Origin of the sequence: Streptomyces sp. HUAS MG91, assembly GCF_040529335.1 — a bacterium.
Classification (GTDB): domain Bacteria; phylum Actinomycetota; class Actinomycetes; order Streptomycetales; family Streptomycetaceae; genus Streptomyces; species Streptomyces tabacisoli.
The window spans coordinates 2,826,860-2,848,934 of the sequence record NZ_CP159534.1 but is presented as its reverse complement, the minus strand read 5'-3'; the positions used below and the strand labels follow the sequence as shown (position 1 = coordinate 2,848,934).

Genomic DNA, 22,075 nt, shown 5'->3' with positions numbered 1-22,075 from the left:
GTTCGGCCGGTGGGCGGGTGCGGCTCTCGTCGTGGCTGGTCGCGCAGTTCCCCGCGCCCCTGTGGGGGTTTCCGTCGGCGGGTGGGTGCGGGTGTGTCGTGGTTGCTCGCGCAGTTCCCCGCGCCCCTGGGGGGGGCGCTCCTCAGCCCGTGACGAAGTCGATCAGTTCTTCCACTCGGCCCAGGAGTTCCGGTTCCAGGTCCTTGTAGGACGTGACCCGGGACAGGATGTGCTGCCAGGCCTCGCCGGTGTTCGCCACGCGCCAGCCCAGGGCCCGGCAGACGCCCGTCTTCCAGTCCTGGCCGTGCGGGACGCGGGGCCAGGCGTCGATGCCGACCGAGGACGGCTTCACCGCCTCCCAGATGTCGATGTACGGGTGGCCGACCACCAGGGCGTGCTCGCTCGTCACCGACCGGGAGATCTTCCACTCCTTGGTGCCGGGGACCAGATGGTCGACCAGGACGCCGAGGCGCGCGTCGGGGCCGGGCGCGAAGTCGGCGACGATCGCCGGGAGGTCGTCCACGCCCTCCAGGAACTCCACCGCCACGCCCTCGATGCGCAGGTCGTCGCCCCACACCCGTTCGATGAGCTCGGCGTCGTGCTTGCCCTCGACGTAGATCCGGCCGGCCCGGGCCACCCGGGCGCGGGCGCCGGGGACCGCCATCGAGCCCGACGCCGTACGGGCCGGACGCGCGGGCCCGGCGGACGCCGCCGACGGACGGACCAGCGTGACGGGCTTGCCCTCCAGCAGGAATCCGCGCGGCTCCATCGGGAAGACCCGGTGCTTGCCGAAGCGGTCCTCCAGCGTCACCGTCGGCCCCTGCGCCGTCTTCTCGACGCGGACCACCGCCCCGCAGAAGCCGGTGCGGACCTCCTCGACGACCAGATCCGGCTCGGCGGGCACCTCCGGAACCGGCTTGTTCCGCTTCCAGGGAGGGGTCAGGTCAGGTGAGTACTGGCGCATTCGGCCGACGATATGAGGAACACGCGGGTCCGTGTCACGACACGCCGGAACGCGCCAGCAGAGTGGCGCGCTGCGCCCGGACGAACGCCGCATTCACCACCGAACCGTGCCCGGGAACGTACAGCGCGTCCTCGCCGCCGAGCGCGAGCAGCCGGTCGAGCGCCGCCGGCCAGTGACCGGGTGCCGCGTCGGGGCCCGCCTGCGGTTCGCCGGACTCCTCGACCAGATCGCCGCAGAAGACGGTCACGGGGTTCCCCGGGACCAGGACCACCAGGTCGTGGGCGGTGTGGGCGGGGCCGAGGTTCGCGATCAGCACCTGGAGCCCTTCGCCCAGATCGAGCGTCCACTCGCCGCTGACCCGGTGCCGCGGGACGACCAGGACGTCCGTCGCCCCGGCCGCCTCGTCCGGGGGCAGCCCGTGCCGCACGGCGTCCTCGTACAGGGCGTCGCGGCCCCGCGTGAGGACTGTGTCGATGCCCACCGCGCCGTAGGTCTCCACCCCCGCGAAAGCCGCCGTGCCGAGCACGTGGTCGAAATGCGGATGGGTGAGCACGATGTGCGTCACCCGTGCGTGTGCTCCGAGCAGCCGCCGGACGTCCGCGCGCAGCCGGGCGCCTTCACGCAGTGAGGATCCGGTGTCGATCAGCAGGGCGGCGCCGGCGCCCACGACGAGCCCGGCCGTGGCGTCCCAGCCGGGCAGCCGGATCCGCCCGGCACCGGGCGTCAGCTCCTCCCAGCCCACGGCCTTCCAGTCGACGACCGTCCTGACTTCGGCATGACCTTCCATACGTCGACGCTAGCGGCCTTGCCGGGCCCGTACCCGTCGGCCGTACACTGAGCCGGGGACTCCTGGCACTCACCCGTAGCGAGTGCCAGACAGGACAGATCGCCAAAGATCTTCGAAGATCGCTCAGGCCGAAGCTGGAGGTGTGCGCCGATGCTCAGTGAACGCAGGCTCGAAGTGCTGCGCGCCATCGTCCAGGACTACGTGGGCACCGAGGAGCCGGTCGGTTCCAAGGCGCTCACCGAGCGGCACCGGCTCGGCGTCTCCCCGGCGACCGTGCGCAACGACATGGCCGCCCTGGAGGACGAGGGGTACATCGCCCAGCCGCACACCAGTGCCGGGCGCATCCCCACCGACAAGGGGTACCGCCTCTTCGTCGACAAGCTGACCAGCGTGAAGCCGATGACCGCTCCGGAGCGGCGGGCCGTCCAGAACTTCCTGGAGGGCGCCGTCGACCTGGACGACGTCGTCGGGCGTACCGTGCGGCTGCTCGCGCAGCTGACGCGGCAGGTGGCGATCGTCCAGTACCCCTCGCTGACCCGGTCCACGGTGCGCCATGTCGAACTGCTGTCGCTGGCGCCCGCCCGTCTGATGCTCGTACTGATCACGGACACCGGGCGGGTCGAGCAGCGGATGATCGACTGTCCGGCGCCGTTCGGCGAGACGGCTCTGGCGGACCTGCGGGCCCGGCTCAACAGCCGGGTCGCGAGCCGCCGTTTCGCGGATGTGCCGCAGTTGGTGCAGGATCTGCCGGAGGCCTTCGAAGCGGAGGACCGCGGTACGGTCGCGACGGTGCTCTCCACTCTGCTGGAGACGCTGGTCGAGGAGTCCGAGGAGCGGCTGATGATCGGCGGCACCGCCAATCTCACTCGCTTCGGACATGACTTTCCCCTCACCATCAGGCCGGTCCTCGAGGCCCTTGAGGAGCAGGTCGTGCTCCTCAAGTTGCTTGGTGAGGTGGGTGATTCGGGCATGGCCGTACGCATCGGTCACGAGAACGCCCACGAGGGACTCAACTCCACGTCCGTGGTGTCGGTCGGCTACGGTTCGGGCGGCGAGGCAGTCGCCAAGCTCGGCGTGGTCGGACCGACACGCATGGATTACCCGGGAACGATGGGAGCAGTACGCGCAGTGGCACGTTACGTCGGACAGATCCTGGCGGAGTCGTAAGTGGCCACGGACTACTACGCCGTACTCGGCGTGCGCCGCGACGCTTCCCAGGACGAGATCAAGAAGGCTTTTCGGAGGCTCGCCCGCGAGCTGCACCCGGACGTGAATCCGGATCCGAAGACCCAGGAGCGGTTCAAGGAGATCAACGCCGCCTACGAGGTGCTCTCCGACCCGCAGAAGAAGCAGGTCTACGACCTGGGGGGCGACCCCCTGTCGCAGTCCGGCGGAGGCGGCGCGGGAGGCTTCGGCGCCGGCGGGTTCGGGAACTTCTCGGACATCATGGACGCGTTCTTCGGTACGGCGTCGCAGCGCGGGCCCCGGTCCCGTACGCGCCGTGGCCAGGACGCCATGATCCGGCTGGAGGTCGAGCTCGACGAGGCGGCCTTCGGCACCACCAAGGACATCCAGGTCGACACCGCTGTGGTGTGTACGACCTGTAGCGGTGAGGGTGCCGCGCCGGGGACCTCCGCGCAGACCTGTGACATGTGCCGCGGCCGCGGTGAGGTCTCGCAGGTGACGCGGTCCTTCCTCGGTCAGGTCATGACCTCGCGGCCGTGCCCGCAGTGCCAGGGCTTCGGCACCGTCGTGCCGACCCCGTGCCCGGAGTGCGCCGGTGACGGCCGCATCCGGTCGCGGCGGACGCTGACGGTGAAGATCCCGGCCGGTGTGGACAACGGCACGCGGATCCAGCTCGCCGGTGAGGGCGAGGTCGGGCCGGGCGGTGGTCCCGCCGGTGACCTGTACGTCGAGATCCACGAGCTGCCGCACCCCGTCTTCCAGCGGCGCGGCGACGACCTGCACTGCACGGTCACCATCCCGATGACCGCGGCGGCTCTCGGTACGAAGGTGCCGCTGGAGACGCTCGACGGGCTGGAGGAGATCGACATCCGGCCGGGCACGCAGTCCGGGCAGTCGGTTCCGCTGCACGGGCGCGGTGTCACGCATCTGCGCGGGGGCGGGCGCGGTGACCTCATCGTGCATGTCGAGGTGACGACGCCGCAGAAGCTCGATCCCGAGCAGGAGCGGTTGCTGCGCGAGCTGGCCAAGTTGCGGGGTGAGGAGCGGGTGAACGGGCAGTTTCAGCCTGGGCAGCAGGGGCTCTTCTCGCGGCTGAAGGACGCGTTCAACGGGCGGTGACCTGGTGAATTCGAGGGGCCTGGGGATTGTCCCCGGGCCCCTTTTCGCGGGTTCGGGGGTGGGGCTGCCCGTCTCTGCCGGGTGCGGGTTGTCCGTGGCTTCTCGCGCAGTTCCCCGCGCCCCTTCGGGGCGCTCCTGGCTGCGATTCGGTGGTGTTGGCCGGACGTGGCACGATGCCGGTATGTCCTCCTCCGTGCTGGCTGATCTCTGTCACTGCCCGATCGTGCAGGCCCCCATGGCGGGCGGTGCGTCTCGGCCCGAGTTGGTGGCCGCCGTGTCCGAAGCGGGCGGGCTCGGTTTCCTCGCCGCCGGGTACAAAACCGCCGACGGGATGTACCAGGAGATCCAGCAGGTGCGGGCGCTCACCGGGCGGCCCTTCGGCGTCAATCTGTTCATGCCGCAGCCCGAGTACGCCGACCCCGCCGCGGTCGAGGTGTACCGCAACCAGCTCGCCGGCGAGGCCACCTGGTACCAGACGCCGCTCGGCGACCCCGACAGCGGGCGCGACGACGGCTACGACGCCAAGCTGGCCATCCTCGTCGACGACCCGGTGCCGCTGGTCTCCTTCACCTTCGGCTGCCCCACCACCGAGGTCGTCGACGCGCTGCGCCGGGTCGGCACCCTCACCGTGGTCACCGTGACGACGGCCGCCGAGGCGAAGGCCGCGGAGGCCGTCGGCGCCGACGCCGTCTGCGTGCAGGGCATCGAGGCGGGCGGCCACCAGGGCACCCACCGCGACTGCCCGGAGACCGACGGCAGCGGGGTCGGACTGCTCGCCCTGATCGCCCAGGTGCGCGAGGCCGTGCGGCTGCCGGTCGTCGCGGCCGGCGGGATCATGCGCGGCGCGCAGATCGCGGCCGTGCTCGCGGCCGGTGCCGACCTGGCACAGCTCGGCACCGCGTTCCTGGTCACCCCCGAGTCCGGGGCGCCCGATCTGCACAAGCGGGCCATGACCGATCCGCTGTTCACGCGCACCGAGCTGACCCGGGCGTTCTCCGGGCGGCCCGCGCGCGGCCTCGTCAACCGGTTCCTGCGCGAGCACGGCCCGTACGCGCCCGCCGCCTACCCCGAGGTGCACCACATGACGTCGCCGATCCGCAAGGCTGCCGCCAAGGCCGGTGACCCGCAGGCCATGGCGCTCTGGGCGGGGCAGGGGCACCGGCTCGCCCGGGAACTGCCCGCCGGACAGCTCGTGGAGGTGCTGGCCGCCGAACTGGCCGAGGCGCAGGGTGCGTTGGGGCAGCGGGGTGCCGCGTGACGGCGCCGGTGTTCGTGGTCGAGGGGCCCGTCCCCGACGGCCGTACGTACGTCCTCGACGGCCCTGAGGGGCGGCACGCCGTCTCCGTGAAGCGGCTGCGGGCCGGGGAGCAGGTGGTGCTCACCGACGGCCTCGGCGCGTGGTGCGAGGGCGTCGTCACGGGCAGCGAGGGCAAGGACCGGCTGCTCGTCGAGGCCGGGCCGGTGCGCACCGAGCCCGAGGAGCGGCCCCGGATCACCGTCGTCCAGGCCCTCCCCAAGGGCGACCGGGGCGAACTCGCCGTGGAGACCATGACCGAGACCGGCGTCGACGCGATCGTGCCGTGGGCGGCGTCGCGCTGCATCACCCAGTGGCGCGGCGAGCGCGGGCTCAAGGCGCTCGGCAAGTGGCGGGCCACCGCCCGCGAGGCCGGCAAGCAGTCGCGCCGGGTGCGGTTCCCCGAGGTCGCCGAGGCGGCGTCCACGAAGGAGGTCGCCGCGCTGCTCGCCGGGGCCGATCTCGCGGTGGTGCTGCACGAGGACCGGGACCACGAGAGCGCCGCGCTGGCCTCCGCGGAACTCCCCGCGGGCGGCGAGATCGTGCTCGTCGTCGGACCCGAAGGGGGCGTCTCCCCCGAGGAGTTGGCGGTGTTCGAGGAGGCCGGGGCGCGGACCTGCCGGCTCGGGCGCAGCGTGCTGCGGACCTCGACGGCCGGGACCGCGGCGGTGGCGCTGCTCCTCGGCCGCACCGGCCGCTGGGGCTGACCGGCCGACTTCCGGGAAGCACGTTCCAAGGCCGGGCGCGTCCCCGGCGGGGCGGGGCAGGCGGTGACCGGCCACCCGTCGCCCGTGGCGCCGCGGGCGGACGACCTGGGCGCCGTCCGTGCCGGGATCGCCGGATTCGGCGGCGGGTTCCCGCCGCCGACCGGTTGGATCCGCGGCGCCCACCTGCGGGATCCCGGGGAAAACCTCGTAGAACCGCGTCAGTGCGCGCGGCCCCGCGGCACCCCGTGGGCCGGGCCCCCGGCGGTGGCCGCAACTGCCCTATCGTCCGGGGACCCGGAGTGGCATCCTTCCGGTCATGGGGGCATTAAGGGGTATCCATGACCGTTTGCTCCGGATGCGCGGGAGGCGTGCCGCGGCGGCTGCCGCGTGCGTGGTCGTCGCCGGGCTGGGGGCCGTGGCGTGCCAGCCGACCGACGGGGAGGACCTGAACCCGTCGACCGTCGCCGCCACCACCGACCAGCAGGGCACCGCCGAGCTGAACCGGCAGAACGCCCATGTGCGGTGGCTCAGTTGCAGCGCCGCCTACGTCGACCGCACCTCGGGCAGCGGGTCGACGTCGCGGGACGTGTACGTCGACTGCCGGGGGAAGACGACGGACGGCAGGAACATCACGCTCACCGGGCACGCCTACGCGGTGGTCTCCGGCAAGTGCGTGCGGGGCTCGTTCACGGCGAAGGTCGAGGGGAAGCTCTGGTTCCATGTCGGCGTGCTCGGGAACTGCGAGGCGCCGGACACGACGCCACCGCAGGATTCGGATACGTGGAAGCCGTCCGACGAACCGGAACCGTCGGACTCGTGGAAGCCCGAACCGTCCGACACATGGAAGCCGGAACCCTCGGACACCTGGGAGTCGGACCGGCCGGAGCCGGGGGAGACCCGCACGGTGACCGAGACCGTCACCGTGCCGCAGCAGCCCGAGTCGACCTGCACCACCCCCGCGGACGACGAGGACAAGTGAACGCCCTGAGCACCGGTACAAGTGAACGCCCGGTGATCCCCAAACCGCGGACGCGGGACACACGGCAAATTTAGGCTGGCGGAGTGACGAACCCTGCCGCCTCTGCCTATCTCCGATTTCCGCATCCGCACGGCGAGTTGGTGGTCTTCACCGCCGAGGACGACGTGTGGGCCGCACCGCTCGACGGCGGCCGCGCCTGGCGGATCAGCGCCGACAACGTGCCGGTCGGCCACCCCCGGACCTCGCCCGACGGCACCACCGTCGCCTGGACCTCGCGCCGTGACGGCGCCCCCGAGGTGCAGGTCGCGCCGCTCGACGGCGGACCGGCCCGGCGCCTGACGTACTGGGGCAGCTGGACCACGTCCGTGCGCGGCTGGACGCCAGACGGCCGGGTCCTCGCCCTCAGCACGTACGGGCAGGCGTCGCTGCGCCGCAGCTGGGCGCGGGCGGTCCCGCTGGACGGCGGGCCCGCCGAGACGCTGCCGTACGGGCCGGTCGGCGGGGTCGCCCACGGCCCCGGCTCCCAAGTGGTGCTGCTCTCCGTGCCGATGGGCCGGGAGGCCGCCTGGTGGAAGCGGTACCGGGGCGGCACCGCGGGCAAGCTGTGGATCGACCGGGCGGCCGAAGGCGCGGGGGAGTTCGTGCGGCTGCACGCCGACCTCGACGGCAACATCGAGGACCCGATGTGGGTCGGCGAGCGGGTCGCCTTCCTCTCCGACCACGAGGGCGTCGGCGCCCTGTACTCCTCGGCGGCCGACGGGTCAGACCTGCGCCGCCACACCCCGGTCGGCTCCGGCACCGGGTTCTACGCCCGGCACGCCGCGACCGACGGCACCCGGGTCGTCTACTCCAGTGCCGGTGAACTGTGGGTCGTCGACGACCTGCTCGCCGCCGACGCGGCGCCGCGTCGGCTCGACATCCGGCTCGGCGGGCAGCGCACCGACCTGCGGCCGCGCGCGGTGGACGCCGCCCGCTGGTTCGGCGCCGCCTCGCCCGACCACACCGGGCGCGGCAGCGCCGTCTCGGTGCGCGGCGCCGTCCACTGGATCACCCACCGCAACGGCCCGGCCCGCGCGCTGGCCGCCGAACCCGGCGTCCGGACCCGGCTCCCGCACACCTTCCGCGTCGCAGGCGAGGAGCACGTGGTGTGGGTGACGGACGCCGAGGGCGACGACGCCCTGGAGTTCGCGCCCGCCACCGGCACCGCACCCGGCGCCACCCCGCGCCGGCTGGGCGCGGGCCGGCTCGGCCGGGTCCTCGGGCTGACCGTCGCCCCGGACGGCGGGCGGGTCGCCGTCGCCGCGCACGACGGCCGGGTCCTCCTCGTCGAGCGGGACAGCGGCGACGTCCGCGAGGTGGACCGCAGCGAGGACGGCCACGCCACCGGCCTCACCTTCTCGCCCGACTCGGCCTGGCTCGCCTGGTCGCACCCGGGCCCGCACGACCTGCGCCGGCTCAAGCTGGCCAACGCGGCGGACCTGTCCGTGAGCGAGGCCACCCCGCTCCGCTTCCGGGACTACGCGCCCGCGTTCACGCTCGACGGCAAGCACCTGGTGTTCCTGTCGGCGCGCTCCTTCGACCCGCTCTACGACGAGCACTCCTTCGACCTCGCGTTCGTCGGCGGCTCGCGGCCGCATCTGATCACGCTGGCGGCGACCACCCCGTCGCCGTTCGGGCCGCAGCGGCACGGGCGTCCCTTCGACGCGCCGGACGGCCCCGGCTCCGAGACCCCGGAGAGCGAGGGCGCCCCGGCCACCCGCGTCGATCTCGAAGGGCTCGCCGACCGGATCGTGCCGTTCCCCGTCGAGGCCGCCCGCTACTCGACGCTGCGCGCCGCCAAGGACGGCGTGCTGTGGCTGCGGCACCCGGTCCACGGCGTCCTCGGCGACGCGCGGGCCGCCCTCGGCGACGCCGAGCCGAAGACCCGCCTGGAGCGCTACGACCTGCTCCAGCAGCGCATCGAGGAGATCGGCTCGGACGCCGACCACTTCGAGGTCACCGGCGACGGCAAGCGGGTCCTGCTGTGGACCGGCGAGGTGCTGAAGGTCGTCCCCAGCGACCGGCGGCCCGCGCACGACGACTCCAGCGACACGAACATCACCGTCGACCTCGCCCGGATCTCCCAGCGCGTCGACCCGGTCGCCGAGTGGCGGCAGATGTACGAGGAGACCGGCCGCCTGATGCGGGACAACTTCTGGCGCGCCGACATGAACGGCGTCGACTGGGACGGCGTCCTCGCCCGCTACCGGCCCGTCCTCGACCGGGTCGCCACCCACGACGACCTCGTCGACCTGCTCTGGGAGGTGCACGGCGAGCTGGGCACCTCGCACGCCTACGTCGCGCCGGGCGGCCGGGGCGGCACCGCCCGGCGCCGCCAGGGGCTGCTCGGCGCCGACGTCTCCCGCCACGAGGACGGCAGCTGGCGCGTCGACCGGGTGCTGCCCTCGGAGACCTCCGACCCGCGCGCCCGGTCCCCGCTCGCCGCGCCCGGGGTCGCCGTGCGCGCCGGGGACGCGATCGTCGCCGTCGGCGGGATGCCCGTCGACCCCGTCACCGGGCCCGGCCCGCTGCTCGTCGGCACCGCCGACAAGCCGGTCGAGCTGACCGTCTCGCCGGCCGGCGGCGGCGACGCCCGCCATGTCGTCGTCGTGCCGCTGGAGAACGAGGAGCCGCTGCGCTATCACGCGTGGGTGGCCGACCGGCGGGCCTACGTCCACCGGCTCTCCGGCGGCCGGCTCGGCTACCTCCACGTCCCGGACATGCAGGCGCCGGGCTGGGCGCAGATCCATCGCGACCTGAGCGTGGAGGTGGCCCGGGAGGGGCTGGTCGTCGACGTCCGGGAGAACCGGGGCGGGCACACCTCGCAGCTCGTGGTGGAGAAGCTCGCGCGCCGGGTCATCGGCTGGGACGTGCCGCGCGGCAGCCGTCCCTTCACGTACCCGATGGACGCGCCCCGGGGGCCGGTCGTCGCCGTCGCCAACGAGTTCTCCGGGTCGGACGGGGACATCGTCAACGCGGCGATCAAGGCGCTCGGGATCGGCACCGTCGTGGGGACCCGGACATGGGGCGGCGTCATCGGGATCGACAGCCGGTACCGGCTGGTGGACGGGACGCTCGTGACGCAGCCCAAGTACGCGACCTGGATGGAGGGGTACGGGTGGGGGCTGGAGAATCACGGGGTGGATCCGGATGTCGAGGTGGTCGTCGCCCCGCATGACGCTGCCGCCGGGCGTGACCCGCAGCTCGATGAGGCGGTCCGTCTGGCGCTGGCCGCGCTTTCCCGAACCCCGGCCAAGTCGGCACCGGAGTTGCCGGACCCGTCCGCCGGCTGACCCTCTCGTCGTGGCCGGTCGCGCAGCCTCCCCCCTGGCAGCCCCTGGGCGAGCGGAGCTCGCTTCAGGGGCGCGGGGAACTGCGCGAGAAGCGGCCACCGGCCCGCGGACGAAGAACAGCCCAGGGGCGCGGGGAACTGCGCGGCCAGCCCCCACCGGGCCGCACCCGACACCGATGCCGTCCCCCACCCCCGTGATCGATACCATGCGGCCAGGCCGCGACCCCCTCGCAAAGGAGACCAGAACATGCCCGGCGACCCCCAGGCGGACTGCCTGTTCTGCAAGATCGTCGCGGGAGACGTCCCCGCCACGCTCGTCCGCGAGACGGAGACCACGGTCGCGTTCCGGGACATCAACCCCCAGGCCCCCACCCACGTCCTGGTGATCCCGCGCGTCCACCACCCCGACGCCGCCTCCCTGGCCGCCGCGGAACCGGCCATCGCCGCCGACGTGCTGCGCGAGGCCGGCGAGGTCGCCAAGGAGGAGAAGCTGGACAGCTACCGGCTCGTGTTCAACACGGGCAGCGGCGCCGGCCAGACCGTCTTCCACGCGCACGCCCACGTCCTCGGTGGCCGCGGCCTGCAGTGGCCCCCCGGATAAGCACGGCCGACCGCTGATGTCCGTACGGGAATTCGTCGTCCTCGGCACCGCCAGCCAGGTGCCCACGCGGCACCGCAACCACAACGGCTATCTGCTGCGCTGGGACGGCGAGGGCATCCTCTTCGACCCGGGCGAGGGAACGCAGCGGCAGATGCTGCGGGCCGGCGTCGCCGCGCACGACCTGCACCGGATCTGCGTCACGCACTTCCACGGCGACCACAGCCTCGGCCTCGCGGGTGTCATCCAGCGGATCAACCTCGACCGCGTCCCGCACCCGGTCACCGCCCACTACCCGGCCTCCGGGCAGCGGTTCTTCGACCGGCTGCGGTACTCGACCGCGTACCGCGAGACCGTCGGGATCACCGAGGAACCGGTGAGCGGCGAGGCCGCGGTGCTCGCCGAGACGCCCGGCTACCGCCTGGAGGCGCGCCGCCTGTCCCACCCCGTCGAGTCGTACGGATACCTCCTGGTCGAGCCCGACCGGCTGCGGATGCTGCCCGAGCGGCTCGCCGCGCACGGCATCACCGGGCCGGACGTCGGCCGGATCCAGAAGGCGGGCGAACTGCGCGGCGTCACGCTCGCCGACGTCAGCGAGACGCGGCGCGGGCAGCGCGTCGCGTTCGTGATGGACACCCGGCTGTGCGAGGGGGTCACCGCGCTCGCCGAGGGCTGCGACCTGCTCGTCATCGAGTCGACGTTCCTGGACGAGGACGCGCAACTCGCCGCCGACCACGGGCACCTCACCGCCGGGCAGGCCGCAGCCGTCGCCCGGGACGCCGGTGTGCGGCACCTCGTGCTCACCCACTTCAGCCAGCGCTACACCGATCCCGAGGAGTTCGCCCGGCAGGCGCGGGCCGCCGGGTTCGAGGGGGAGCTGACGGTCGCCCGAGACCTGGACCGCGTCACCGTCCCCAAACGCCGCTGACCAGGGCGCCGTACGATGAAGGGATGTCCCACGCACCACTCGCGCCCCTCGGGTCGCACGCCCTGATCCCCAAGGCCGAGCTCCACCTGCACATCGAAGGCACCCTCGAACCCGAGCTGGCCTTCGAGCTCGCCGCCCGCAACGGCATCACCCTGCCGTACGCCGACACCGAGGCGCTGCGCACGGCGTACCTCTTCGCCGACCTCCAGTCCTTCCTCGACCTGTACTACGCGCTGATGGCCGTCCTCATCACCGAGGACGACTTCGAGGCGCTGGCCGACGCCTATCTCGCCCGCGCCGCCGCGCAGGGCGTGCGGCACGCGGAGATCTTCTTCGACCCGCAGGCCCACACGGCCCGCGGCGTGGCGCTGGGGACCGTCGTGGAGGGCCTGTCGCGGGCGCTCGCGCGCAGCCAGGAGCGGCACGGGGTCACCACCAAGCTGATCATGTGCTTCCTGCGCGACCAGTCCGCCGAGTCGGCGATGGAGACGCTGGAGGCCGCGAAGCCGTACCTCGACCGGATCGTCGGCGTCGGGCTCGACTCCGCCGAGGTCGGCAACCCCGCGTCGAAGTTCCGCGAGGTGTACGAGGCCGCGGGCGAGCTGGGCCTGCGCAAGGTCGCGCACGCGGGCGAGGAGGGCGACCCGGGCTACGTGTGGGAGGCCCTGGACGTGCTCGGCGTCGAGCGCGTCGACCACGGCCTGCGCTCCCTGGAGGACCCCGAGCTCGTCGCCCGCCTGGTGCGCGACCGGATCCCGCTGACCCTGTGCCCGATGTCGAACGTGCGGCTGCGCACCATCGACGTCCTGGAGGACCACCCGCTCGTCGCCATGATGGACGCCGGGCTGGTGTGCACGGTGAACTCCGACGACCCGGCCTACTTCGGCGGGTACGCGGGCGACAACTTCCACGCGGTCGGCGAGGCGCTCGCCCTGGACCACGAACGGCTGCGGGAGCTGGCCCGCAACTCGTTCGTGGCGTCCTTCCTGGACGGCAGCGCCGAGGAGGAGGAGCTGCGGGCGCGCTACCTCGCCGAGGTCGAGGCCTACGCGTTCGACGCCGCCACGGACTGACCCGACTGCCGGGGGCCCGCCGTCGTGAACTCGCCCTGGACCGGCTCCGGTCCGGCCTCGCACACGGCCGCGGGCACCTCGAACACGGAGATCTCGACCACGGGCTGCTCCAGCAGGCCGGACGGCGGGACGATCGCGCCCACCGGGGCGCCGCTGCGCCGCCGTGCCGCGCCCGCGAACAGCGGCCGTCCACCGGTGTGCAGGGCCACCGCGGTCAGCGGCACCGCGAGCAGGAGCAGCAGCGTGGCGAGGACCGCGCCCATCGTGGGGAAGCCCGCCGACTGCGACAGCGAACTGCCCACGAGCGGGCCGCAGGCCGTGCCGAGCGAGGACGCCGAGCCGACCAGGACCGCCCACCGTCCGCGCGGGTCCAGGGACGCGGCGAGGCCGAGCAGGTAGGAGAGCACCACCGGGTACAGGGTGTTCCAGGCGATCTCGCCGAACGCGAAGGAGCCGAGGCCGTCGGCGCGGGCGCTGACCGCGATGCAGCAGGCGATGGCCGCCGTGCCCACGCCGATCGGGACCGCGCGGCCGAGCCGGGCGCCGAGCGCGCCCGCGCCCAGCACCCCGAGCAGACCGGCGCCGAGCCCGAGCGCGAAGACCGAGCCGACGGCGACCTCGGACAGGCCCGCCTGCTGGGTGCCGATGCGGCTGCTCACGCCCCACAGGGAGTTCTGCGCCATCGACCAGCAGACGATCACCGCGGCGAGCACCATCCCGGAACGGGCGTACGGCAGGGGTGACTTGGGCGCGGGGGCCGCGCTGTTGTCCGGGCCCGCCGGGCCGGACAGGAAGTGGGTCGCGGGCCACACGCACAGCGCGGTCAGGGCCAGCGCCGCGAACGGCAGCCCGTGCCCGGTGCTGACCCGGGGGATCGTGAGATAGAGGGCTCCGGCGAGCGCCGAGACGGACAGCAGGCCGAGCGTCGAGGCGCGGTGCGGATCCTTCTGGGCGGCGATCCCGGTGGCGGCGACGGCGGTCGCGGTGCCCGAGCCGAAGCCGCCGAGCATCGCACCCGCGACGACCAGCGGGACGGTGGAGGCGAGGGCCGCGGTGCCGTAGCCGACGGCCGCGAGGAGGAGCCCGGAGCGGGCGGCGCGGCGCGCTCCGATCCGCTCGACGCGGGTCGCGAGGGTGAGGCCGGCGGTGGCCGAGCTCAGCAGCAGGGCGCTGCCGATGAGACCGGCCTGGGTGGGGTTCAGGCGCAGGCTGTCGGCGAGACGGCCGACAACCGTGGGCAGGAGATAGGCGGCGAGGTACCCGGCCGTGAAGAGGGCTATGAGCGCGGGCCGGGGAGTGCGCGAGGACACGGGCGTTCCTGTAGGACGGCCCCTTGCCGAGGACACGTGGGAACGCTGTTTTTGGGCAAGGGGGTGGTAAGGCAGGGGAGTTGGGGAGCACGACGTCTTTGCGAACGGGACCGAACCGGGGACGTCGGGTGCGGCCAATTTGTATCAAGCCGAAGGCCCCGCACAGAAGGCGGGGCCTTGTGACCTGAGACACATATGGTTTGAGGGTGGAGTCGCCGGGTAGTCGAGGGCTTTTTCGCCGCTGATTCAGCGCCAGTCGGGGGCGCCCGGCGCCCCTCGGTGGGCCGCCGCCTCGATCTTCGAGCGGACCTCCCGCATCACCGCCACGATGCGCTCCTCGTGCTCCGGCGTCAGCCGCACGACGGGCACCGAGCAGCTGATCGCGTCGTGCGCGGGAGCCGCGTAGCGCAGGGCGAAGCCGAAGCCGGCGATGCCCGCGACGGCCTCCTCGCGGTCGACCGAGTGACCGCGCTCCCGGGTCGCCGCGAGGTCGGCGGCGAGCGCCTCGCGCGTGGTGCGGGTGTGCTCGGTGGCGCGGGGGTACGGGCCCGGCGGGAGCGCGTCGTCGCCGCGCTCCGCGAGCAGCGCCTTGCCGAGCGCCCCGACGTGCGCGGGCAGCCGGCGGCCGACCCGGCTGATCGTGCGCAGGTACTCGTGCGACTCGCGGGTCGCGAGATAGGCGACGTCGAAGCCGTCGAGCCGCCCCAGGTGGATGGTCTCGCCGAGCGCGTCGGACGCCTCGTCGAGGAAGGGCCGCGCGACACGCACGTACGGATCCGTGTCCAGATAGCTGGTGCCGGTCAGCAGGGCGTGGATGCCGATGCCGTACAGCGAGCCGGTGACGTCCGTGCGGACCCAGCCACGCGCGATCAGCGTGCGCAGCAGCGCGTACATGGAGCTGCGCGGCACACCCAGTTCGTCGGCCAGCTCCTGGAGCCGGGCCGGGCGGTCGCCGCGGGCGGCGAGCACGTCCAGCAGCTCGACGGTGCGCGCCGCGGACTTCACCTCGCGGACACCCGGCATCTCAGACATGGGCCGATCGTAAGGCGGTGCCGCCGCCCCATTGACGCCGTGTGTCCGCGTATCTAATCTCCGTCTACATGTGTGGATGTCATCTACGTACGGAGACAGCGGAGATGCGGGACAGGCTGCGGGCGGGGATGGAGCACGGCGTGCTCTCCTTCCCGCTGACCAGCTTCCGGCCCGACGGCTCGCTCGACCTCGACGCCTTCCGGGAGTACGTCGCCGCCCAGGTGGCCACCGGGCCCGGCGCGGTCTTCCCGGCCTGCGGCACCGGCGAGTTCTTCTCCCTCGACGAGGACGAGTACCGGCAGGTCGTCACGGCCACCGTCGAGGAGAGCGCGGGCCGGCTGCCCGTCGTCGCCGGGATCGGCTACGGCTGGGCGCAGGCCGCCCGCTTCGCGCGCATCGCCGAGGAGGCGGGCGCCGACGCCCTCCTCGTCCTCCCGCACTACCTGGTCAGCGGGCCGCAGAGCGGGCTCGTCGCGCAGGTGGAGCAGATCGCGGCCCGCACCCGCCTGCCGCTGATCGTCTACCAGCGCGACCAGGTCGCCTTCACCGCCGAGTCGCTGAAGGAGATCGCCGCCCTGCCGACCGTCGTCGGCCTCAAGGACGGCCACAGCGACCTCGACCGGCTCCAGCGCCTCACCCTCGCCGCACCCGACGGCTTCCTGTTCTTCAACGGCGCCGCCACCGCCGAGATCCAGGCACGGGCGTACGCGGCCGTGGGCGTCCCCGCCTACTCCTCGGCCGTGCACGCCTTCGCCCCGGAGATCGCCGCCGCCTTCTTCACCGCCCTGCGCGACGCCGACCACCCGCGCGTCGACCGGCTGCTGCGCGACTTCTACCTCCCCTTCGTCGAGATCCGCGACCGCGTCCCCGGCTACGGCGTCTCGCTCGTCAAGGCCGCCGCCCGGCTGCGCGGCCGCCCCGTCGGCCCGGTCCGCGCCCCGCTCGCCGACCCCGGCCCGGCCGACCTCGCCGACCTGGAGCGGGTGCTCGCCGCCGGCCTCGACCTCGTACCGCCCACCCCGACCGGAGCCGCCCGATGACCGATCTGACGATCACCGACGTCCGCCTCACCCCGATCCTCGTCGCGGACCCGCCCCTGCTGAACACCCAGGGCCTGCACCAGCCGTACACGCCCCGGCTGATCATCGAGGTGGTCACCGCCGACGGGATCACCGGCGTCGGCGAGACCTACGGCGACGCCAAGTACCTGGAACTGGCCCGCCCCTTCGCCGAGCGCCTGGCAGGCCGCCAGGTCTCCGACCTGAACGGCCTGTTCACGATCGCCGACAGCGTCTCCGTCGACGCGTCCCGGGTCGACCACCAGGTCGACGTCGGCGGCCTGCGCGGCATCCAGAGCGCCGACAAACTCCGCCTGTCCGTCGTCTCCGGCTTCGAGGTGGCCTGCCTCGACGCGCTCGGCAAGGCGCTCGGCCTGCCCGTGCACGCGCTCCTCGGCGGCAAGCTGCGCGACAGCGTCGAGTACAGCGCCTATCTCTTCTACAAGAACGCCGAGCACCCGCCGGGCGTCCCGGGCGAGCGCGACGACTGGGGCGCCGCCCTCGCCCCGGCCGGTGTCGTCGCCCAGGCCCGCCTCTTCCACGAGCGCTACGGCTTCGAGTCGTTCAAGCTCAAGGGCGGCTGCTTCCCGCCCGACGAGGAGATCGCCGCCGTCCGCGCCCTCGCCGAGGCGTTCCCCGGCAAGCCGCTGCGCCTGGACCCCAACGGCGCCTGGTCCGTGGAGACCTCGCTCCGGGTCGCCGCCGAGCTGAAGGACGTACTCGAATACCTGGAGGACCCGGCGCTCGGCACCCCCGCCATGGCCGAGGTCGCCGCCCGCGCCGGGGTGCCGCTCGCGACCAACATGTGCGTGACGACGTTCGCCGAGATCCCGGAGGCGTTCACCACCGGGGCCGTGCAGGTCGTCCTCTCCGACCACCACTACTGGGGCGGGCTGCGCAACACCCAGCAGCTGGCCGCGATCTGCCGCACGTTCGGGGTCGGCGTCTCCATGCACTCCAATACGCACCTGGGCATCAGCCTCGCCGCGATGACGCACGTCGCGGCCACTGTCCCCAACCTCCACCACGCCTGCGACTCCCACTATCCGTGGCAGTCCGAGGACGTCCTCACCGAACGCCTCACCTTCGACGCCGGCCACGTCACCGTCTCCGACGCCCCCGGTCTGGGCGTCACCCTCGACCCGGACAAGGTCGCCCGCCTGCACCGGCGGTGGCTGGATCCGGCCTACGCGCATCTCCGCGACCGGGACGACGGTGCCGCGATGCGCGTCCTGGACCCGGCGTGGGTGACGCCCGCCGTCCCGCGCTGGTAGTTCCTCGGCCACGACGGCGGGACGCTTGGGGAGACGGGTCCGACGGGGCCCGCCGAGGTTCAGGCACACTGTCCGGACCCGCACCCCCAGGGAGGACCCCGTGCCGCTCGCAGAGAGGCCCCGAACCGACCCGCTCGCCCCCCTGCGCACCCCCGCCGATCCACCCTGCGACGTCTACCTGACCGGCACCGTCTTCCTCGACATCATCTTCACCGGCCTCGACTCGGCCCCCGTCCGCGGCACCGAGTCCTGGGCCCGCGGCATGGGTTCGAGCCCCGGCGGCGTCGCCAACATGGCCACCGCCCTGGCCCGCCTCGGCCTGCGCACCTCACTGGCCGCGGCCTTCGGCGACGACCACTACGGCGAGTACTGCTGGGACACCCTCGAACAGGGCGAGGGCATCGACCTCGCCCACTCGCGCACCGTCCCCGGCTGGCACTCACCGGTCACCGTCTCCATGGCGTACGAGGGCGAACGCACCATGGTGAGCCACGGCCACGAACCGCCGCCCCAGGAGCCCGCCCCGCGCTGCCCGCCGCGCTCCCGGGCCGCCGTGGCCTCCCTGGCGCCGGGCGTCGACGAACCCTGGGTCGGCGAGGCCGCCCGCAACGGCACCCGGATCTTCGCCGACGTCGGCTGGGACGAGACCGGCCGCTGGGACCTGGCGGCACTGCCCGACCTCGGCCAGTGCGAGGCGTTCCTGCCCAACGCCGAGGAGGCGATGCGCTACACCCGCACCTCCTGCCCCCGCGCCGCCGCCCACGCCCTCGCCGAACACGTCCCGCTCGCCGTCGTCACCCTCGGCGCCGAGGGCGCGTACGCCGTCGACGGCCGCACCGGCGAGACCGCCTCCGTCCCCGCGATCGAGGTCGAGGCGCTCGACCCGACCGGCGCCGGGGACGTCTTCGTCGCCGGATTCGTCACCGGCACCCTCGCCGGCTGGCCCCTCGCCGACCGCCTCGCCTTCGCCGGACTCACCGCGGCCCTCTCGGTCCAGGAGTTCGGCGGCTCCCTTTCGGCACCCGGCTGGTCCGAGATCGCCGCCTGGTGGAAGCAGGTCCGGTCGTACGTGGACCAGGACCGGGCGGCGCTGAGCCGCTACTCCTTCCTGCACCCGCTGCTGCCCGAGACGTCCCGGCCGTGGCCGCTGCGGCGCGCGGTGCCGACGATCGGATTCGGCCGGTCCGCGTAAAAGCCCTTGTCGCCACCGCGGCGGCCGTGCGAAAGTGACGGCCGCCGTCGTCCGACGGCGACCAGCCTTCTCATCCTTCAAGGACTGAAGCCCATGTTCCCGGCGTCCCCCAGCGGCCGTCGTCGGCTCTGAGCCCTCCGCTCAGCTCGCTCCTCACGGCGGCCCCACGCACCCACTTCTGTGCGCTTTTCTCACGTGAGGGAATCACCATCACCATGGACCACGACGTCCAGCTCTTCACCGTCGCCCACCTGCGCCGCCGCCCGGCGCCCGTGGAGACCGGCGGTTTCGTCCTCGGCCTCGACCCGGACACCACCAGCCCGTTCATCAACTACGCCACCCCGCTGCCCGGCGCCGCACCCACCGCGGCCGACGTGGCGGCCCTCGTCGACGCGTTCCGCGAGCGGGGCCTGACGCCCCGCCTGGAGTTCGCGCCGGACGCCGCGCCGCGGGCGGCCGCCGCGCTCGCCGCCGCGGGCTTCACCACCGAGGCCGAGCACACCTACCTGGTGTGCACCCCCGACACGCTCGCCGTGCCGGAGGCGGGCCCGTCCGTCGACGCCCCGACGGCCGACGCCGACTACTTCGACCTCGACGCGGCCCTCGCCGAGGCGTTCGGCGGGGAGTTCCCGCCGTCCGAGGAGGGCGCGGCCCGGCTGCGCCGCACCGCCGACACCGGCGGCGCCGTCCGCCTCGTCCGGGCCGCGGACGGCACCGTCGCCGGGGGAGCCCTGTGCAGCGCGCCCGCCGCGGGCACCGCCGAACTGGCCGGCGTCGGCACCCGCCCCGCCCACCGCGGCCGGGGCATCGCCGCCGCCGTCACCGCGGAACTGGCCCGCACGATGCTGCACGAACGCGGCACCGGCTCGGTGTGGCTCGAGTACGGCGGCCAGGACTCCCGCCGCGTCTACGAACGCGTCGGCTTCCAGCCGCGCGGCACCCGCCTGTACACCCGGCTCGAAGCCTGAGCCACCGGCGGCCGGGGCCCGCCCCCGGGGCCCCGGCCGTATCCGGAAACCCGCTCGGCGTTGTCGTACCCGCGCCGTACCCTTGGCGGTGTAGTACCCGCAGCAAGATCCGCAGATTTCACCAGCCCGTACGGGGAGGAAGCAAGGGCCACCGGCCCGGCTCATGACGCAGACACCATCCAGCGCCCGCGCGCAGTTCACCGTCCCGGCCAAGCACCCCATGGTCGAGGTCCTGGGATCCGGCGACGCACTGCTGCGAGTGATCGAGCAGGCCTTCCCGGAGGCCGACATCCACGTCCGGGGCAACGAGATCAGTGCGACCGGAGAGCCCGCCGAAGTGGCCCTCGTCCAGCGCCTGTTCGACGAGATGATGCTGGTCCTGAGGACGGGAGCACCGATGACCGAGGACGCCGTGGAGCGCTCCATCGCCATGCTGAAGGCGACGCAGAACGGGGAGGGCGACGGGACGGAGACCCCCGCCGAGGTCCTCACCCAGAACATCCTCTCCTCGCGCGGCCGCACGATCCGCCCCAAGACGCTGAACCAGAAGCGGTACGTCGACGCGATCGACAAGCACACGATCGTCTTCGGCATCGGCCCCGCGGGCACCGGCAAGACCTACCTGGCGATGGCCAAGGCGGTCCAGGCCCTCCAGTCCAAGCAGGTCAACCGCATCATCCTGACCCGCCCCGCGGTCGAGGCCGGCGAGCGCCTGGGCTTCCTGCCCGGCACCCTCTACGAGAAGATCGACCCGTACCTGCGCCCGCTGTACGACGCCCTGCACGACATGCTCGACCCCGACTCGATCCCGCGCCTGATGGCGGCGGGCACGATCGAGGTGGCGCCGCTGGCGTACATGCGAGGCCGGGCGCAGCCGACCTTCACCAACGTCCTCACGCCGGACGGCTGGCGGCCCATCGGCGACCTTCAGGTCGGCGACCTGGTCATGGGCTCCGACGGCGAACCGACCCCGGTCCTCGGCGTCTATCCGCAGGGCGAGAAGGACGTCTACCGCGTCACCGCCCAGGACGGTGCCTGGACACTGGCTTGCGGTGAGCACCTGTGGACGGTCAGGACGCGGGACGACGCGCGCCGCGACAAGCCGTGGCGGGTCCTGGAGACCCAGGACATGATCGGAAACCTGCGGGCCGCGCACTACCGCAGGTACGAGCTGCCGATGCTGACGGCGCCGGTCGAGTTCCCTGAGCGTGCCGTCCCGATGGACCCCTACGCGCTGGGCCTGCTGCTCGGGGACGGTTGTCTGACGGGTTCCACCACGCCGTCCTTCGCGACGGAGGACGGCGAGTTGGCGGAGGCGCTGGAAGCCGCTCTGCCCGGGGTCGCGGTGCGCCACAGGACCGGTCCGGACTACGTGCTCAACCGCGTCAAGTCGCCCGGCGACGTCGTCACCATCGAGAACCCCGTGACGGGCATGCTGCGTCAGCTCGACCTGGTCGGCACCCGCTCGCACTCGAAGTTCGTCCCGGACGACTACCTGTACAACACGTCCGAGGTGCGGCTCGCGGTCCTGCAGGGGCTGCTCGACTCGGACGGCGGCCCGGTCACGCAGAAGGACCGCACCTGCCGGGTCCAGTACTCCACGGCGTCCATCCTCCTGCGCGACGACGTCATCGCCCTGGTCCAGTCGCTGGGCGGGGTCGCCTACACGCGCCGACGGCTGGCGAAGGACCGTGAGCAGGGCACCGCCCTGGCGGCCCACCGCTACGACAGCCACGTCGTCGACATCCGCCTTCCCGAAGGCATCGAGCCTTTCCGTCTCGCCCGCAAGGCCGAGAAGTACCGCGCGGCCGGAGGCGGTGGCCGCCCGATGCGGTTCATCGACTCGATTGAGCCCGCGGGTCGCGAGGAGACGGTCTGCATCCAGGTGGCGGCGGAGGACTCCCTCTACATCACGCAGGACTACCTGCTGACGCACAACACCCTGAACGATGCCTTCATCATCCTCGACGAGGCCCAGAACACGAGCCCCGAGCAGATGAAGATGTTCCTGACCCGGCTCGGGTTCGAGTCGAAGATCGTGATCACCGGTGACGTGACGCAGGTCGACCTGCCCAACGGCACGAAGTCGGGGCTGCGGCAGGTCCAGGAGATCCTGGAGGGCGTCGACGACGTGCACTTCTCCCGCCTGTCGTCCCAGGATGTCGTGAGGCACAAGCTGGTCGGCCGTATCGTCGACGCGTACGAGAAGTACGACACCGAGCACGGCACGGAGAACGGCACCCACAAGGGCCGCCCCAGAGGGAAGTAGAGAACCA

18 protein-coding genes are annotated in these 22,075 nt (G+C 73.1%); 14 read left to right on the top strand and 4 right to left on the bottom strand.

Features of this window, described 5'->3' with window-relative positions; genetic code table 11:
* Nucleotides 1–142: 142 nt before the first annotated feature.
* Together ABII15_RS13180 and ABII15_RS13175 are read right to left on the bottom strand one after the other, a co-directional pair.
* A complete protein-coding gene (locus ABII15_RS13180; protein WP_353942502.1) occupies nt 143–964 on the bottom strand; it encodes a DUF3097 domain-containing protein in 822 nt (273 codons plus the stop codon).
* Nucleotides 965–998: 34 nt separating this feature from the next.
* On the bottom strand, nt 999–1,751 hold the full coding sequence (locus ABII15_RS13175) for an MBL fold metallo-hydrolase (RefSeq protein WP_353942501.1): 753 nt from the start codon (nt 1,749–1,751) through the stop codon (nt 999–1,001).
* Nucleotides 1,752–1,901: 150 nt separating this feature from the next.
* Here ABII15_RS13175 and hrcA point away from each other — a divergent pair, with 150 nt between their 5' ends.
* The 9 genes from hrcA to ABII15_RS13130 all read left to right on the top strand — a co-directional run bounded on the left by hrcA (nt 1,902) and on the right by ABII15_RS13130 (nt 12,965).
* Nucleotides 1,902–2,918, top strand: a complete 1,017-nt coding sequence (hrcA, locus tag ABII15_RS13170; RefSeq protein ID WP_111667637.1) for a heat-inducible transcriptional repressor HrcA — start codon at nt 1,902–1,904, stop codon at nt 2,916–2,918.
* Nucleotides 2,919–4,055 carry a molecular chaperone DnaJ gene (gene dnaJ, locus ABII15_RS13165; protein ID WP_353942500.1) on the top strand — a complete coding sequence of 379 codons (1,137 nt, stop codon included), beginning with the start codon at nt 2,919–2,921 and terminating at the stop codon, nt 4,053–4,055. It abuts the gene before it with no gap.
* Between the two features lie 181 nt (nt 4,056–4,236).
* On the top strand, nt 4,237–5,313 hold the full coding sequence (locus ABII15_RS13160; RefSeq protein WP_353942499.1) for a nitronate monooxygenase: 1,077 nt from the start codon (nt 4,237–4,239) through the stop codon (nt 5,311–5,313).
* Nucleotides 5,310–6,056 carry a 16S rRNA (uracil(1498)-N(3))-methyltransferase gene (locus tag ABII15_RS13155; RefSeq protein ID WP_353942498.1) on the top strand — a complete coding sequence of 249 codons (747 nt, stop codon included), beginning with the start codon at nt 5,310–5,312 and terminating at the stop codon, nt 6,054–6,056. Before ABII15_RS13160 ends, ABII15_RS13155 begins: the two co-directional genes overlap by 4 nt.
* A gap of 355 nt (nt 6,057–6,411) precedes the next feature.
* Nucleotides 6,412–7,035 (top strand): hypothetical protein, encoded by a 624-nt coding sequence (locus ABII15_RS13150; protein WP_353942497.1) that lies wholly within the window; start codon nt 6,412–6,414, stop codon nt 7,033–7,035.
* 83 nt (nt 7,036–7,118) lie between these two features.
* On the top strand, nt 7,119–10,367 hold the full coding sequence (locus ABII15_RS13145) for a PDZ domain-containing protein (RefSeq protein ID WP_353942496.1): 3,249 nt from the start codon (nt 7,119–7,121) through the stop codon (nt 10,365–10,367).
* 246 nt (nt 10,368–10,613) lie between these two features.
* Complete coding sequence (locus ABII15_RS13140; RefSeq protein WP_353942495.1) at nt 10,614–10,967, top strand: histidine triad nucleotide-binding protein; 354 nt, start codon at nt 10,614–10,616, stop codon at nt 10,965–10,967.
* Between the two features lie 16 nt (nt 10,968–10,983).
* Nucleotides 10,984–11,892, top strand: coding sequence for a ribonuclease Z (locus ABII15_RS13135; RefSeq protein WP_353942494.1), 909 nt, complete (start codon nt 10,984–10,986; stop codon nt 11,890–11,892).
* A 23-nt stretch (nt 11,893–11,915) separates the two neighbouring features.
* The gene (locus tag ABII15_RS13130) at nt 11,916–12,965 is read left to right on the top strand and encodes an adenosine deaminase (protein WP_353942493.1); all 1,050 of its coding nucleotides are present in this window, start codon (nt 11,916–11,918) and stop codon (nt 12,963–12,965) included.
* Here ABII15_RS13130 and ABII15_RS13125 read toward each other — a convergent pair.
* The gene (locus ABII15_RS13125; protein ID WP_353942492.1) at nt 12,938–14,275 is read right to left on the bottom strand and encodes an MFS transporter; all 1,338 of its coding nucleotides are present in this window, start codon (nt 14,273–14,275) and stop codon (nt 12,938–12,940) included. The genes ABII15_RS13130 and ABII15_RS13125 overlap by 28 nt on opposite strands.
* Nucleotides 14,276–14,521: 246 nt before the next feature.
* Complete coding sequence (locus tag ABII15_RS13120; RefSeq protein WP_353942491.1) at nt 14,522–15,307, bottom strand: IclR family transcriptional regulator; 786 nt, start codon at nt 15,305–15,307, stop codon at nt 14,522–14,524.
* Nucleotides 15,308–15,411: 104 nt separating this feature from the next.
* Between ABII15_RS13120 and ABII15_RS13115 the strand changes: the two genes are divergently transcribed.
* The 5 genes from ABII15_RS13115 to ABII15_RS13095 all read left to right on the top strand — a co-directional run bounded on the left by ABII15_RS13115 (nt 15,412) and on the right by ABII15_RS13095 (nt 22,068).
* The gene (locus ABII15_RS13115) at nt 15,412–16,347 is read left to right on the top strand and encodes a 5-dehydro-4-deoxyglucarate dehydratase (protein WP_353942490.1); all 936 of its coding nucleotides are present in this window, start codon (nt 15,412–15,414) and stop codon (nt 16,345–16,347) included.
* Nucleotides 16,344–17,639: a glucarate dehydratase family protein gene (locus ABII15_RS13110; protein ID WP_353942489.1), complete on the top strand. Its 1,296-nt coding sequence runs from the start codon at nt 16,344–16,346 to the stop codon at nt 17,637–17,639. Before ABII15_RS13115 ends, ABII15_RS13110 begins: the two co-directional genes overlap by 4 nt.
* A 100-nt stretch (nt 17,640–17,739) precedes the next feature.
* Nucleotides 17,740–18,831 carry a PfkB family carbohydrate kinase gene (locus ABII15_RS13105; RefSeq protein ID WP_353942488.1) on the top strand — a complete coding sequence of 364 codons (1,092 nt, stop codon included), beginning with the start codon at nt 17,740–17,742 and terminating at the stop codon, nt 18,829–18,831.
* A 215-nt stretch (nt 18,832–19,046) separates the two neighbouring features.
* Nucleotides 19,047–19,799, top strand: coding sequence for a GNAT family N-acetyltransferase (locus tag ABII15_RS13100; protein WP_353942487.1), 753 nt, complete (start codon nt 19,047–19,049; stop codon nt 19,797–19,799).
* Between the two features lie 163 nt (nt 19,800–19,962).
* A complete protein-coding gene (locus ABII15_RS13095) occupies nt 19,963–22,068 on the top strand; it encodes a PhoH family protein (protein ID WP_353942486.1) in 2,106 nt (701 codons plus the stop codon).
* Nucleotides 22,069–22,075 lie beyond the last annotated feature (7 nt).